The organism is Helicobacter pylori (genome assembly GCF_014498195.1).
Taxonomy (GTDB): domain Bacteria; phylum Campylobacterota; class Campylobacteria; order Campylobacterales; family Helicobacteraceae; genus Helicobacter; species Helicobacter pylori_DO.
In genome coordinates, this window is sequence record NZ_JACTGH010000001.1 from 84,507 (window position 1) to 99,649 (window position 15,143).

16 protein-coding genes and 2 pseudogenes are annotated in these 15,143 nt (G+C 39.3%); all 18 read right to left on the reverse strand.

The window, feature by feature from the left end; translation table 11 throughout:
* Nucleotides 1–16 precede the first annotated feature (16 nt).
* On the reverse strand, nucleotides 17–1,117 hold the full coding sequence (ychF, locus tag H7N67_RS00410; protein ID WP_187938683.1) for a redox-regulated ATPase YchF: 1,101 nt from the start codon (nucleotides 1,115–1,117) through the stop codon (nucleotides 17–19).
* Nucleotide 1,118: 1 nt separating this feature from the next.
* The gene (locus tag H7N67_RS00415; protein WP_187938684.1) at nucleotides 1,119–2,609 is read right to left on the reverse strand and encodes a leucyl aminopeptidase; all 1,491 of its coding nucleotides are present in this window, start codon (nucleotides 2,607–2,609) and stop codon (nucleotides 1,119–1,121) included.
* Between the two features lie 47 nt (nucleotides 2,610–2,656).
* Nucleotides 2,657–3,235, reverse strand: coding sequence for a DedA family protein (locus H7N67_RS00420; protein WP_000393397.1), 579 nt, complete (start codon nucleotides 3,233–3,235; stop codon nucleotides 2,657–2,659).
* A 14-nt stretch (nucleotides 3,236–3,249) separates the two neighbouring features.
* Entirely contained in the window at nucleotides 3,250–3,789 is a 540-nt protein-coding gene (apt, locus tag H7N67_RS00425) for an adenine phosphoribosyltransferase (RefSeq protein WP_001938017.1), read from the reverse strand.
* Nucleotides 3,790–3,846: 57 nt separating this feature from the next.
* Nucleotides 3,847–4,179 (reverse strand): hypothetical protein, encoded by a 333-nt coding sequence (locus tag H7N67_RS00430; RefSeq protein ID WP_000495089.1) that lies wholly within the window; start codon nucleotides 4,177–4,179, stop codon nucleotides 3,847–3,849.
* Nucleotides 4,180–4,223: 44 nt separating this feature from the next.
* Nucleotides 4,224–4,685 (reverse strand): ribose 5-phosphate isomerase B, encoded by a 462-nt coding sequence (gene rpiB, locus H7N67_RS00435; RefSeq protein WP_097708028.1) that lies wholly within the window; start codon nucleotides 4,683–4,685, stop codon nucleotides 4,224–4,226.
* Between the two features lie 20 nt (nucleotides 4,686–4,705).
* Nucleotides 4,706–5,403 (reverse strand): annotated as a pseudogene (locus H7N67_RS00440) (site-2 protease family protein).
* Between the two features lie 8 nt (nucleotides 5,404–5,411).
* On the reverse strand, nucleotides 5,412–6,284 hold the full coding sequence (lepB, locus tag H7N67_RS00445; RefSeq protein ID WP_187938685.1) for a signal peptidase I: 873 nt from the start codon (nucleotides 6,282–6,284) through the stop codon (nucleotides 5,412–5,414).
* Entirely contained in the window at nucleotides 6,284–7,156 is an 873-nt protein-coding gene (gene folD, locus H7N67_RS00450; RefSeq protein ID WP_187938686.1) for a bifunctional methylenetetrahydrofolate dehydrogenase/methenyltetrahydrofolate cyclohydrolase FolD, read from the reverse strand. Before folD ends, lepB begins: the two co-directional genes overlap by 1 nt.
* Nucleotides 7,157–7,236: 80 nt before the next feature.
* Nucleotides 7,237–9,273 carry an LTA synthase family protein gene (locus tag H7N67_RS00455; protein WP_187938687.1) on the reverse strand — a complete coding sequence of 679 codons (2,037 nt, stop codon included), beginning with the start codon at nucleotides 9,271–9,273 and terminating at the stop codon, nucleotides 7,237–7,239.
* 5 nt (nucleotides 9,274–9,278) lie between these two features.
* Entirely contained in the window at nucleotides 9,279–9,833 is a 555-nt protein-coding gene (locus H7N67_RS00460; protein ID WP_187938688.1) for a 3-deoxy-d-manno-octulosonic acid hydrolase subunit 1, read from the reverse strand.
* A gap of 6 nt (nucleotides 9,834–9,839) precedes the next feature.
* Nucleotides 9,840–10,958 (reverse strand): 3-deoxy-d-manno-octulosonic acid hydrolase subunit 2, encoded by a 1,119-nt coding sequence (locus H7N67_RS00465; protein WP_187938689.1) that lies wholly within the window; start codon nucleotides 10,956–10,958, stop codon nucleotides 9,840–9,842.
* The gene (gene pyrC, locus H7N67_RS00470) at nucleotides 10,934–11,953 is read right to left on the reverse strand and encodes a dihydroorotase (RefSeq protein WP_187938690.1); all 1,020 of its coding nucleotides are present in this window, start codon (nucleotides 11,951–11,953) and stop codon (nucleotides 10,934–10,936) included. The genes H7N67_RS00465 and pyrC overlap by 25 nt, the downstream gene beginning before the upstream one ends.
* Before the next feature lie 3 nt (nucleotides 11,954–11,956).
* On the reverse strand, nucleotides 11,957–12,931 hold the full coding sequence (locus tag H7N67_RS00475) for an energy transducer TonB (protein WP_187938691.1): 975 nt from the start codon (nucleotides 12,929–12,931) through the stop codon (nucleotides 11,957–11,959).
* Nucleotides 12,915–13,810: pseudogene (locus H7N67_RS00480) on the reverse strand (hypothetical protein). The gene H7N67_RS00475 and the pseudogene H7N67_RS00480 overlap by 17 nt, the downstream one beginning before the upstream one ends.
* Nucleotides 13,807–14,178 carry a flagellar motor switch protein FliN gene (gene fliN, locus H7N67_RS00485; protein ID WP_001115284.1) on the reverse strand — a complete coding sequence of 124 codons (372 nt, stop codon included), beginning with the start codon at nucleotides 14,176–14,178 and terminating at the stop codon, nucleotides 13,807–13,809. The pseudogene H7N67_RS00480 and the gene fliN overlap by 4 nt, the downstream one beginning before the upstream one ends.
* 81 nt (nucleotides 14,179–14,259) lie before the next feature.
* The gene (gene nth, locus H7N67_RS00490) at nucleotides 14,260–14,910 is read right to left on the reverse strand and encodes an endonuclease III (RefSeq protein WP_187938692.1); all 651 of its coding nucleotides are present in this window, start codon (nucleotides 14,908–14,910) and stop codon (nucleotides 14,260–14,262) included.
* Complete coding sequence (locus tag H7N67_RS00495; RefSeq protein WP_040156451.1) at nucleotides 14,907–15,143, reverse strand: FeoA family protein; 237 nt, start codon at nucleotides 15,141–15,143, stop codon at nucleotides 14,907–14,909. The genes nth and H7N67_RS00495 overlap by 4 nt, the downstream gene beginning before the upstream one ends.

Genomic DNA, 15,143 nt, shown 5'->3' on the forward strand with positions numbered 1-15,143 from the left:
CTAGCAATAAGACAGACTAAACATTGAAGCGAAAATGCAACACATCGCCATCTTGAACGATATAATCCTTACCTTCAATGCGTAACGCTCCCTTTTCTTTCGCTCCGGCTTCGCCCTTATAAGCGATAAAGTCATCATAACTGATGGTTTCAGCTCTAATGAAGCCTTTTTCAAAATCCTTATGGATCACCCCAGCAGCCACAGGCGCGCTAGAGCCTTTTTTAATCGTCCATGATCGCACTTCCTTGACTCCAGCGGTAAAATAATTGATCAAGCCTAATTCCTTAAAACTCAAACGAATGGTTTTTTCTAGCCCGCTTTCTTCTACGCCCAAACTTTGCAAAAATTCTTTGACTTCATCTCCACTCATAGAAACCATTTCTTCTTCCAATTTAGCGCACAAGGCAACAAACTCGCTATTTTGGGCTTTCGCATGGTTTTTGACTTTTTTGGCATGCTCATTGAGTGCGTTTAAATCTTCTTCGCCCACATTAGCGACATAGATCATTTTTTTATGAGATAAAAAACGCAATTCCTTGTCCAATTCTAAAAAAGCCTCGCTTGTATTCAAGGGAAAAGTTTTTGCTGGCTTTAATTCTTCTAAATGCGTTTTTAAACTCAAAGCGCATTCTAAAAGATTTTTAGCGTCTTTTGAGCTTTTTAGGGCTTTTTGCAAGCGTTCGATCCTTTTGTCTAAAGTGGCAATATCCGCTAAAATCAACTCCAATTCAATGATCTCTATATCGTTTAGGGGGTCAATTTTATCGTTCACATGCGTGATATTGTCATCTTCAAAACAGCGCACCACTTGCAAGATCACTTCGCATTCCTTGATATTGGCTAAAAATTGATTGCCTAAACCCTCCCCCTTGCTCGCTCCCTTAATCAATCCGGCAATATCCACAAATTCCACCACAGAATGCAAAATGCGTTCAGGCTTTACGATTTGAGCCAACGCATCAAGCCGCCTATCAGGCACATTCACGATGGCTTTATTGGGTTCAATGGTGCAAAAAGGGTAGTTCGCGCTCTCTGCGTTTTGGGTTTTAGTGAGCGCGTTAAAGGTGCTGGATTTGCCCACATTGGGCAAACCCACAATGCCTACAGACAAGCCCATTTCAAGCCTTTTTCAAAAGCTCTTCCACAAAAGCTGTGCAAGCTCTCACGCCAGCCCCACTCGCTCCAAAGCTATTCACATCCCATTCTTTTTCCACATAAGCAGGGCCTGCAATGTCAATGTGTAGCCACTTATCTTTAAACTCATCTCTAATAAATTCATTCAAAAACAAGCCCGCTGTGATCGCACCGCCATAGCGCGAAGAAGAAATATTACACACATCAGCGATTTTAGATTCAATCAATTTCTTCAAATGGCGGTTAAAGGGGAGTTTGGCTAACAATTCGCCGGACTCCAACCCTGAAGTTTCAAAGAGGTTTTTTAACTCTTCATTATGCCCCATGATCGCTGAAGTGAATTCGCCTAAGCCTACAACGCATGCCCCAGTAAGGGTCGCAAAATCCACGATCACATCAGGGCTTAAATCTTGAGCGTAGCTCAAACAATCCGCTAAAACCAAACGCCCTTCAGCGTCGGTATTACGAACTTCTATGCTCTTGCCTTCTTTGGAGATCAAAATATCATCTGGTTTATAAGCGGCTGGGCCTATCATGTTTTCTGTAGCCCCAATAATGCCATGCACTTCAGCCTCCACGCCTAGTTTGGCTAATGCGTTTAAAAGCCCAATCACCGCAGAGCCACCACCTTTATCCGCTTTCATGGTAACCATGTAATCGGCCGGTTTCAAGCTCAACCCTCCGCAATCATAAGTCAAGCCCTTGCCCACTAAAGCGATTTTTTTCTTCGCTTTTTTGGGTTTATAGACTAAATGGATCAAGCGAGGAGGATTAACGCCAAGAGAGGCTTTATTGACCGCTAAAAAGGCGTTCATTTTCTTTTCTTCTAAAAATTTTTCATCATGAACATGGATTTCTAAATGGTTTTCTTTAGCCACTTTTTGCGCCACTTCAGCCATATAAACCGGAGTGCCAATCATAGGGGGGGTATTGACTAGATCTTTAACGATATTCAAGCTTTCTGTCATGATTTCAGCGTATTTTAACGCTTCTTTAGCGCTCTTTTCTAAAGAATTCGCGCAAGTTTTTTCGCAAGGTTTGTGCAATTCTAAAGCGACAATGGCTTCTTTTAAAACGCTTTCTTTTTTGTTGGATTTAAAAGTGTCGTATTCATACAAACCTAATTTCAAGCCCAAAAACAACGCTTTCAAGTTTTCTAAAAGCACGTTGTCTTTAGCATGCGCACCACAAGTATAAACGCCCACTTTAACGCTTTTAAAAGCGAGTTTTTTAAGGGTGCGAACGGCTAAACATGCGCTCTCTCTCAATAAATGCACATCGTCTTCTTTAACGCCCGCATACAGGATTTTATTTTCTTGGTCTAAAAATACGCCTTCGCCTTCGTATTTAAAGGTTTCTAGCAACTCTTTATTTTTGACCCAAGCGTGGCTAAAATCCTTATTGACAATAAAAACTAAACCGCATTCAGCTTTTGCGTTTTCAAAAGTGGTTTTTTCTAATTTGATTTTTAACATAAAGTCTCCTTTTTTAATTTCATATCTTTCAAGAATTGTATTGCACTCTAGCGGTTTTTCTTACTATAGTATTGGAAATACCATAGCACTAACGCCAAGAAAGATACTAATAGTAATATTAGCGCATAAGGGTGTTTTTTAAGCCACTCTAACGCATGCAATAACTCTTCTCCCAAACACCACGCTAGAATAATGGTGATGCTCGCCCACACCATCGCGCTAATGAGGTTGATGATAGCGAATTTTAAAGCGCTATAGCGCGTGAGGCCTATGCTAATGGGAATGATGGTGCGCATGCCATACATGTAGCGTTGGATAAAAATGATAAACCAGCCGTGTTTTTGCAACAATAAATGGGCTAGGGCTAGTTTTCGGCGTTGTTTTTCTAGCTTTTTTTGGATGTAAGCTTTATTGGTGCGGCCGATGTAAAAATAGATCTGATCCCCCACAAAACCCCCAATCCCTGCGACTAAAATGGCTAACCCTAAATGCATATGACCGGTATAGCTGGCAATCCCTGCTAAAATCAGCCCGATTTCGCCTTCTAAAATACTCCACCCAAATAAAATGAGATACCCCCAAGTCGCTGCATGCTGATTCCATAAATCAATGATGTATTCTTCCAAAATTCACCCTTATTCTAGCACTCTAACAAACAAAAGGTTTTCACGCGTTCTTCTAAAAGTTGGATACCCGGTAATTCTTTTAACCCTATCAAAAAGCATGTTTCTATGCATTCAGCTTGTAGGGCTTTGATAAGCTCAAGGCTCGCTAAAGCTGTGCCTCCAGTGGCTAATAAATCATCAATCAACACCACTCTTACCCCCTTAATTCCCCTAAAAGCGTCGGAGTGGATTTCTATGCTATCGCTCCCGTATTCTAGGCTGTAGCTTTGAGATAGGGTGTGTGCGGGGAGTTTGCCCTTTTTCCTCACAGGCACAAACCCCACCCCAAGCGCATAAGCGAGAGCAGAGCCTAAAATAAACCCCCTCGCTTCAATGCCCACGATAAAGTCTATATTGAGAGCGAGATAGCGTTTTTTGAGCGCGTCAATGAGTTTGTTAAAGAGTTTAGGGTAGTTGAGTAGCGTGGTAATGTCTTTGAATAAAATCCCTTTTTTAGGGTAGTCTTTCACTTCTCTGATGCTTTGTAAAAGTTCTTCTTTGAGCGTTTCATTCATTTTGATATCCTTTAATATAACTGATTGGTTGTAGAATTTTGATTTATTATAGCGTTTTTAAAGGAGAGCTTCTATTTTTTGCTCCAATTCTTTAATACGATTTTTATATTTATCCGATTCGCCTTTGTATTCAGAGTTGCGCTGTTTAAGGGCTTTTAGTTCTGTTTTTAATGAGCTCATTTCTTGGGTAAGAATATCAATATTACCTAAAGCCCTTTGGAGTTGCAACTGGTGTTTTTGGATCAAAATTTCAGCTTCTTGTAAGGTCAGTTTCATGGATGCGTTGGTGCGTTCTTGCCGTTTAGCCACGGTTTTAAAAAAGAAAGTGCGCACACCCATATAAAGGATAAAAACAATAGCGATAGTGATGATAAACCATTGGGTAAACATTCTATTAAAATATCCTTTTAGCGAAACGATGTAATTATACTACATTAGGTTGATGATTTCAGCGATTCATCTAGTTTTTGGATGCGCAACACATGACGGCCTTGTTCAAATTCTGTAGAGAAAAACGCTTCTAAAATGCTTTCTGTTACGCCAATACCGCTAATCTTTTCACCCAAGCACAAGACATTAGCGTTATTGTGCAAGCGAGTCATTTTAGCCATGTAAGCATCAAGGCACAAAGCGGCTCTAATACCTTTAAAGCGATTAGCGCCCATGCTCATGCCTATCCCTGTAGCGCACACTAAAATGCCATAGCTTTGCGCGTTTTCTAAGACTTTTTGGCACACTAATTTGGCGTAATCAGGGTAATCCACTCTTGTAGTGGGTAAAAAAGCTTGGATCTTAAAACGCTTGTCTTCTAAAAAATGTTGAACAAATTCTGCAAGATGCAACCCTGCATGATCGCTTCCTATAAAAACTTGAGCGGTATTTAAGGGCTTATTCATCAGCTCTCCTTGATAAAAGATTAAGAAAGGAGTAAGGAAAATAAAAATCTTGTGGGCGCATGGATAAAAAACTCCGATAAAGGGGGGATAAATAAGAATATTAACACAATCAACAAGCCGTAGCGTTCCATTTTAGAAAACCATTCCAATAAAAACGCGCTTTTAAAATGCAACGCTAAAAAGCCTAACGCTTTGGAGCCGTCTAAGGGCGGGATAGGGAGGCTATTAAAAACGCCCAAGACAAGATTATAGAGAATGCCTTGAATGAGAAAGGTTACTAATGCGAGCTGATAAAGATTCAATTCATCAACGCTTAAAGCGTTGATCCCTAGTTTTTGGAAGCTCCAATGCGTGATGAAAGCGAGCAGAACGGCTAGGGTGAAATTATAAGCCACCCCGGCTAAACTCACCACTACGCATGCTAGAGAGCCTTTTTGAGAGACAATGTAGCGCATATCCACCGGCACGGGTTTGGCCCACCCAAACAAAAAGGGGGCTTGAAAAATGAGTAACAGAGCCGGTAAAAGCACCGAACCCATCATGTCTAAATGCCTAATAGGGTTTAAACTCAAACGATTAGCGTCTTTAGCACTCCTATCCCCAAATAAAAACGCGCTCAAGCCATGCATGATTTCATGCCCTATATAGCGATTAGAAGGGCTAGGATTTTCATTAAGGTGGTAATAAAACTTTCTAAAGAGAAATCAAAAAATTGCACAAAAAACCTTAATGCGTCGCTTTTTCTTTTTTAATGATTTTTTCTAAGCCTCCAACGCTTTTAAACATGCGTTCCCAACGCACCAAATAGCGTTTTTTGGGGTTGTTTTCTGCATCCATTTCCAGGCTATTTTTTAAACTCAAACTGAAATAAACAAACCATGGCGAACCCACGATGTTTTTATAAGCCACACTCCCCCAAAAGCGCGAGTCGCTAGAATTGTCTCTGTTATCGCCGATCATGAAAAATTCATCGGTATTGATTTTCTTGTAAAACACCTTTTCGCCCTCCATTTGAATGAGTTGCATGCTGATATTAGCTTCTGCGTCTTGAGTGGCTAACTGCTCCATTAAATGGAAGGTTTCATTGCCTTTTTGGTAATGGATACCCGGATGCTTACTTTTATAAGGGTTTAAAACAAAAATTTTACCCATAAATTCTTTAGTCATGGCGTTAGGGTAATGTTTAGCAATGTAATCTTTGTTGTTGTCGCTCTCAAAAGGGTGCAAATAAAACCCCTCATTAGTGAATAACACCTCATCGCCCCCAATGGCAAAATTCCTTTTGACATAGTAAGATTTTTTTTCATGGGGAGGGATAAACACCACCACTTCGCCGCGTTTAGGGCGATCCCCCTCTATCAAATGCCCGTTATTTTTAAAATCAGGCATAACAGGAAGCTCAATCCATGGGATTTTAGGAATGGGTATGCCGTAAGAAAATTTTTTGACAAAGAGCATATCGCCCTCATAGAGCGTGCCAACCATAGAGCGAGAGGGAATGATGAAAGCTTGCGCGATAAAAAAGATAACCAACAGCACGATAATAATCGTCCCCACCCAACTGGAGCAAAATGCATAAACAGAGCGTAAAAATTTCATTAAAATCCCTTCCTTTGTTGTTTTTCAAAAGCGATTAAAGTGTTTTCTAAAAGCGAGACGATCGTCATAGGCCCCACGCCTTTAGGCACAGGGGTGATAAAACCGGCGACTTTTTGCACGTTGGTGAAATCCACATCGCCCACGATACGCCCATCGTTCAAATGATTGATCCCAATATCCACCACTACAGCCCCTTTTTTTAACATGCTCGCTTTAATCAAATCAGGCTTACCCACGCCCACGCAGACAATATCAGCGTTTTGGGTGTAAAAACTAATGTCTTTAGTCAAAATATGGCACACGCTCACGCTAGCCCCAGCGTTTAACATGAGCATACTCAAAGGCTTTCCAATGATATTGCTCGCCCCGATAATCGCCACATCCTTGCCCTTGATTTCAATATGATAATGCTTTAAAAGACGCATCACGCCCATAGGGGTGGCTGGCAGAAACGATTCTTTTTGAGTGCAGAGCTTGCCGATATTAAGGGGATGGAAACCATCCACATCTTTACTGGGGTCAATGACTTCTAAAACCATTTTAGTATCAATGTGTCTGGGTAGGGGGAGCTGGACTAAAACGCCTGAAATGTTTTGATCAGTATTGTAATCTTTAATCAAGGATAGCAATTCGGCTTCAGTAATATCCTCTTGGAGGGTTTTTAAATCAAAATCCATGCCCACCCTTTGGCATGCTTTGATCTTCATATTGACATAAGTGATACTCGCAGGGTCTTTCCCCACTAAAATCACGGCTAGTTTGGGGCGTTTATGCGTTTGTGCGGTTATTATTTGGATTTTATTTTTCAAATCTTTTTCTATATTATAAGCTAGCGCTTGCCCGTCTAATAAAACAACGCCCCTATTTGGCATGCCCATTTGTCCTTTATATAATTAAAATCCTATTATTGTAGCAAAAATCATGCGTTTAAGGGAATTAAAAACTCAGTTTGTCAATCTTTAAGATTAGCCCCATGATAGAGCAAATAATAACTAAGGGCTTTCAAAGATTCTAATTGCTGATAAAACTTAGAAGCTTCTATTTTGTCGTTTTGTTTATCCTTTGGCTCTTTAGGGCTTTCGTTCAAATACCTTAACCCCAAACTTGGGTTATAAAAATAATCTTTGGTAACGATCGCTTCATAACCTAGCGCGTAATTGGGGTGGCTTGGGGGATTTGTTGTATTGTTAGAAAATAAAGGCTTCCCAAAACTCACAAATTGAAAACCTTCAGGAGCGACTAATTCAATAATCGTAGGAGCGATGTCTAAATGCGATCCGACTTGACTGATCTTTTTAGGCTTTAAAGTAGGGGCATATAAAATAAGCGGCACGGATTTAATGGTATATAAATCGTTTTTAGCGTATTCATAGCTCCTGTCAAAATGATCCCCTGTGATGATAAAAAGCGAGTTAGGGAATTTTTGGCTGGCTTTTTTGATGAAATCAACCACCACTTTGTCATACCAGTAAACATGCCCTAAAGAATTAGCGTCCGGTAGATTTTCTGATTTGGGGGTTTTTTCCACAAATTTTTGGATTTTTTCTAAAGGCACGCCAAAGGCTTTGAGATTCACGTTTTTGATCGCGTGGTTGCTTAAAGTCATGACCATGCTGAAAGTTTTTTCATGGGGGTTGGTGTTTTCTAAAATATAGTCAAATAAAATATTATCATGCACTCCCCAGTTGCTCTCTATGGGTTTAGGGTAGGGCTTGTTTTTGGCAAATTCTAAGAGATGGTTATTGAAATAAAGGGCGTGAAAACCTTGTTTTTTGGTGAAACTAGTGAGTTTGTTCCAAATCCCGCTACCTCCATAATAAAAGTTGTTTTTATAACCCAGAGTTTTTGTGATATTGCCAATCGCCATAGGAAAGCTAGGGAGGATTACCCCTGAATTGACTAAATTATTATCATTGATATAGGGTAAGCCTGTGATCTGAACATCCAGGCTTTTAACGGTCCGTGGGGCACTTTCAATAAAAGCAGAAAGCATGTGGGCATGCTCTTTTTTAACCAGATCTTGTAAAGCGCTCGTTAGCCCTATGGCGTCAAATTTTGGATCAAAATGCCATGAGCTTAGGGACTCTGAAACGATATAAAAAACATGTTGAATGGTTTGATTGGAATTGTTATGGCTTGTCTGAGAAAGCAACTCATAGAGGTTGTTTTGGGGGTTTTCTTTAAGATGGAAATAATTTTTCGCTACTTCTAAAGGCGTTTCTTTAGCAAAATCGCTGAATTTAAGGTTATGGCTTTGTCTGTAATTGCGCACCAAAAGATAAAGGTTGCGAAACGCTCCGGGGGTAATTTTCATTAAAAAAGGATCTTTGGCTGGCTCTATGCTGAGATCTAAAGACGCACCCACAAAACTCAATTGCGCGTTAATGTAAAACATTTGCGTGAGGGAAAAAAGTGCAAATAAAATGAAAGTTTTAAGGGGTTTGGTGTGGGCGGCTTGATAAGCATTTTTGGGTTTAAAAAGGGCGTTTTGGAGTTTGAAATAGATAAAAGAAATCAAAACGCTAAGGATTATAAAGAGTGAAAAACTAGAAAAAATAGGGTATTCCCCACTCATTTTTAAAATCGTGAGCGTGTCTTCATGCAGAAATTCCAATAAATTTTCATCAAACACATTCCCATAAATGCCATAATAAACAATGTTCGCAATATTTAAAAACAGGATAATAGCGATAGAAAAACACGCCATAATATTAAGCATTCTGGTTTGGTGTTTAGGGATAAATAACCCTAATAACCCAATGAGGATAAAAAGAATCGCTAAGCTTGAGACCACACGATTATCGTATCTTGCCCCATTGAATAGGGTTTTAATGATTTCATCAAAAACAGGGTTTTTTAAAGCATGCTTATAATAGCCAGTATAAAGGATAAAGCCGATACGATTAAACACAAACAACAAACTCATAAAAAAGGTGAAATAAAAACCTTTTAAAAAGAGCGAAAAAAGGGCATGAGATAGGGATTTCATAAGCGTTAATACAACCTTTTTTTAGCAAGATATAAGGTCTTAAAAAAGACAAAAAGAAGCAAGGGGAAATCCAATAAAGAATCTAGGATTTGAAAATTAGAGCGCATCAAAAGCGAACTGGATAACGCCACTAAAGCGATCACGCCTAATAAGGGGCTGCTCAAAAACAAACTGCCGCAAAAAAGCGCGCTAAAAATCAGAGAAGCCATGAAATGATGGTAGATTGAAAAAGGCAAAAACCCTAAAATATCTGTCAAAAGCAACAGATTGAAAAACAGCATGACGCTATAAGATTGCAAGGTTTCTAAAGGAGGCTTTTTGAGCATGTGGCAAGAAAAGCTTGCATACGCAAGGATCAAAAGACAGCTAAAAGGGCTTAAGGGGGCCATAAAACTGCTTAAAAATTCATTGAGCGATAGAGAGTCTTTCAAAGCGATATTGCTTAAAATCACGCTTATTAAAGAGAGCGAAAATCTCAAACCAAATGGCTTATTTTTGAAAAAAAAGAAAATTAAAAAAACCCATACAAAACTCAGCGTGTAAGAAGAAGATATAAACATGACTAATCACTTGAGAAGGGATTTTAAATAAGCCATATTGAAACGGATGTGTTTGATGTGAGAGCGGTTGTAAGTATAGACAATATCTATAAAATGCGGATTAAGACTATAGCTTGGGTAACTCACTTCATTCGCTTTATCTAAAATTTTTAAGGTTTTAAAAGAGTTGGAGTTTTCTAATTTAGAAAGCCAAAGTTCTTTACGACGCAAAGATAAATCGCTAGGGTTGTGGATTAGATACAATTCTTCGTTTAAATTGATCAAATTCAAAGCGTCATTCAAGTTTTTCAAATTCGTGAGCATGGGTTTTTGCCAAGCGGTAGGGGTTTTACAGGTTTCTAGCATGAGGCTATCTTTAAAAGAATGGTTTCTAAACGCCATGATGGCGCAATCTTTAAAGGGGGTTAGGCTTGGCTGGAGCTGGTGGTTTAGGGTATTAGGCCTTAAAAGCTCTCTTGGGTTATTTTGTTGGTCAAATTTCAACAACAAGGGGTATTGGGTGGCTAATTCGTGATAGAGTGGTAGCATAAACCCGCCATCAGTGGTGTTTAAAGGCTTATTCCTTACTAAATGGCTCAAGTTTAAAAAAGGGCTTAAAGAGAGTTTTCGCACCAACTTAAAATGAATCGGCTCTAAAGCGCTTTCAAATTGATAGATTTTAGAAGTGGCCCACCCGCCCATGCTCACCCCTACCACAAACAACAAAATTTTATCGTCATGCAAAAAAAGCAAGGGGTTACCCAGTTTTTTGATGTATTCATGCGTGTTTTTGGAAAGTTCTTCTTTGGTTAAAATAATGAAGGCTTCGCTCCAGCGATTAGTCTTGCCATCAAAAAGATTCGCACTGATTTTCACATCCCTTGCCCCTTCTTTAGTGCCGCTGAAATAAGCGCTCAAAAGATTGTCGTTAGGCAAGCTGATTAAAGAGCTCGCATGCACGCTTAAAGCGTCATTTGGTTTAGGGATAGTGAGTTGCGTGAAATAGGGAGGGTTTTGAGTAACAAGGGTTTGATTGCGCGCGAAAGCATAGGGGGGGGTTTGGCGCTTCATTATAATTAAAAACAAAACGATAAAAAGCCCCACGAAAAAGGCGGTGTTTTTTAGGCGATTTCTTGAAGGTTCCAAGATAGCGTTTCGCCCCCTCTTAAGATAGCAATTTTTTCATTCAAGCAAAGCGTGTGTGTAGGGACTATAAAGGGTTTTTTAGACAAACGCGCTTTTTTACTGGGCAAATTTTCTAGTGCGTAGATTTTTTTAGCGTTATCGCTGATAAAGGCTTGCAAGTTTTCTAAAGCGTTGTGTTTTTCAAAAAGTTCGCACAACGCAGGCAACAAAATAGGGGCAGAAAAGATGCCCGCCGGGATGTTAGCGCTATGCTTTTTAGAGACAAAATGCGGAGCGCTATCAGAGCCAAAAGAGATTTTAGGGTGGGCTTTTAAAGCAAGGGATAAAAGCCTTTCTTGGTCTTTTTTGGTTTTGATTAAGGGTTTGCAAAAACAATGCGGGTTCAAACTCCCCCCTAATAAATCATCTAAAGTCATGCTGATATGGTGTAAAGTTAAAGTCGCATAGAGATTGTCATGCTTTTCAATTAAAGCGATACTGCGCCAGTCGCTCAAATGCTCTATAATGATTTTGAGTTTAGGGAATGAAAGGGCAAAAGTTTCTAAAACGCTATGGCATAAAAATTCTTTATCCAAACAAAACCCAGCTTGTTCTGCATGGATGCATAAAATAAAGCCTAATTTTTGGGCGTTTTCTAAAATTTCTAAAGTTTTTTCACCCAACAAATCCGAAGTGCCGTTTTGCGCATTTGTGGTCATGCCTTTGGGGTAGAGCTTTAAAAACCTGATGCCTTTTTCTTGAGCGCGTTGCAATTCTTCTAAAGTCAAACCATCATTGAAATACAAACTCATTAAAGGCTTGAAGTTTGAAGAATGGTTTAAAATTTCTTCTTCATATTCAAGGGTGGTTGGAGTGTCAATCAAGGGCTTACTGAGGTTTGGCATGATCACCGCGGCGATAAAAGGCTCGCTAGAGTATCTTAATACCGCTTTTAAAAGCGCGTTTTCTCGCACATGCAAGTGGGCGTCTATGGGGTCAAAAAGCGTGATTTCCATTTTTTAATTGCCTCCTAAGTAATAGCGCACTCTAATGCGAATGAGGGTTTTAGTTTTGGGGCGTGGGTAATCCTTATAAGCGATCTGAATGGTCTTTAAAGTGTTGTCATCAAGCATTTTATATTCAGAGCCAATGATGATTTTAAGATCGGTAATATCGCCGTTAGGGTGCAAGTAAAACTCTACCGCATTCGTCCCGTCCTGCCCTAAATAAGCCGCTACTTGAGGGTATTCTAAATATTTTTGCGTGATGCGCCCAATATCCCTTAAATTATTCCTGATGAAATCTTTTTCGGCTGTACCTAAATCCCCAAATTCTTCGCCATACAATTCATCAATATCCCTTCTGGTTTGGTTATCCAAGCCTTTATTATTTTCTTGTCTGGGTGGCGCAACTTCTTTGGGCAAGAAAGAAAGCTGGTTGGGGTCAAATTCTTTTTTGACAGGTTTTTTCTCTTCCACTTTTTTATGCTCTACTTTTTGTTCTACTTTCTGCTCTACTATTTTTTTCTCTTCTTTTTTCTCCTCTACTATTTTTTTCTCTTCCACTTTTTCTACTTTTTTAAGAGCCTTATGTTTGTGGTTGGGCTTTTTGGGTTCTGGTTTGGGCTTTGGTTTAGGCTCAGGCTTTGGCTTTTCTATAGGTTTTGGCGGGGTTGGCGGAGTTGGGGGTGTGGGTGGAGTGGGGGGAGTTGGGGGTTTTTGGGGGCCAGCTAGCGTGGGTTTAGGAGCGCCTGGGTTGTTTTTATTGGGATCTTGCGAATGGCCTCTTTTTAAAACCAATAAATTTTCAGGATTTAATTTAACGAGCTTGGGTTTTGAAGGCAAAAAATCTTCTCTGTGTTCAAATAAAAAATAAATCAACCAATGTAACAATACAGACAGAATGAGAGAAAAGAAAAAATTCCTGTTAGAATGATCCACAGGGTCAAAATTTTTCCCTAACTTAACAGATTGTAGTTTAGAATTTTCCGGCATATAAATTTCCTAATTTTGAATTCTTTATATTATTTTCAGCTTCTTTAATCAGTTCTTCCTTAGATGTTTTTGGGCTTATTTTGTCTAAAAGCAGGCCGTATTTATCGCTTAGTAAGACCAAGTAACGCTCCTTATTAGTTTCTATGGAAATGATTTTATGGTTCGCATCAACACGACCCAAAACACTAATTTCTAACTTAAAATCTTTTGTAGAAAAAGACCTTTGTGTGGGAACAATTTTTTTTTGATTATATACAATATTAAGAGTAAGGTAGCAATAACCGCTAGCGCCTTGTAAGCATGGCTTAAATCCAGTGGGGGTTTTAACTCTAGAGCGTTTGATGGGTTTTTGGCTCGCTCTTTTTCATCTTGGCTTGCGAGATTGGCATGCTGAGATTTTTCTTTCAGGCTAGGCGGTGGGGCTAAATGAAAACCTTTAGGCAAAAAAAGAAAGCGGAGCTGTTTTTTATCCTTGCTGTTTGAAGCTTGGATTTCTAATTCCATTTTAGCTTTTTTAGACAAGAGATAGATGTCATTTTGGTAGGAAAACATTTCTAATGCATTCAAAGAGGCTTCTTTAAAATCCATCATTTTTTTAGAATCCAATTGAGCGTTTTTTAACACGATGACTTTTTGCCCTTCAACTTCCATGATTTTAGGCGTTTTATTAAAAGGCGTTTCAAAAGTGAGCGTGGTTTGCACGGCTTTTATAGGTGGTGTTGTTTGAGCGTTTGAATCAGGTTGGACTTCTTTTAATGCATTTTGCCAATGCACTAGTTTAATGGGAGCGTCATCAGTGGGCGTTTTAGTGTTCAAAGAGATGGTTTCTTCAGCCAATAACATTAAAACAGCACTCAACAATAAAAACAACGCTTTCATGAATTTTTAGCGAGATAATACACAATGGCGTTAGAATCTAGGATTTCATTCAAACGAATGGCTAAATTCCTTTCAAAAACCATCACCTCACCCTTACCAATAACCCGCCCGTTCACAAAAGTATCCACGCTTTCTCCGGCGGGTTTTTGCAAATCAATCACAGAGCCTTTTTCAAAACGCAAAATTTGCAATAAAGGGATTTGCGTAGAGCCAAGTTCGGCGCTAAAAACAATCTCCATGTCTAAAAGATTTTTATAATCGCAAATGAGTTCTTCTAAATAAGTGGAAAGCTCTAGTTCTCTTTCTTTATTCGCTTTCTCTTTTTCTTTTTCGGCTATTTTTAACTTATTAGCTTCTGTTTCTGGCATAAAACTCTACTCTTTCAAGAATGATTTGACTTTGATTATAAAATCTTAATTTTACTATAAATTTTATAACAAATAAAGCCACTACGCCTTAAAGCTAGCTTTAGAAACGCAAAATTCTTTTAAAAAACACGCACCGCATAAGGGGTTTTTAGCCTTGCAGGTGTAGCGGCCAAACAAGATTAAGGCATGGTGGAGTTTGGATAGGTCGTCTTTAAACAGATCACTAAGTTCTTCTTCGGTTTTAATAGGCGTTTTAGCGTTGCTTAAGCCTAAGCGGTGTGTTGCGCGGAACACATGGGTATCTACCGCCATATAATTTGCATCAAAGCACACTGAAAGCACCACATTAGCGGTTTTTTGCCCCACGCCATCTAGACTCATCAATTCTTTTTGCGTAGAGGGGATAACGCCCTTAAAATCCCTAACCACTTTTTGCGCCATACTGATTAAATGCTTGCTTTTATTGTTAAAATAAGAAACGGATTTAATGATCTCTTTAACTTCTTCTAAAGAAGCGAGCGCTAAATCGTTCACGCTCGGGTATTTTTCAAATAGCTTGGGCGTTATTTGATTCACTCTAGCGTCCGTACATTGAGCGCTTAAAATGGTAGCCACTAATAATTCATAGGGGTTTTTATGGCGCAATTCGGTGGTTTGGTTGGGGTAATGTTTTAAGAGCAGCTCTTTGATTTGTTGGGCTTTTTGGTAAGTTTTAGCGCGTTTTAAGCTCATTCTTGCGCGCTTTCTTTGATGACAAGGTATTGCGCTTCATGGGATCTTAAAGCCACTTGAATGCGGTTGATTTTAACCGAAAGCGTGGCTTTTTTCATGGAATAATGCAAAAGAGTGCATTGAACCCCTTCATGGATACCAAAAGAGAGGAAGCGTTTTTTAAGGGCTTCATCGCAGTTAGCGATTTCTACGATTTCATAAACTTTGTCTTTAATGGCTTCATTGAGCGTCAT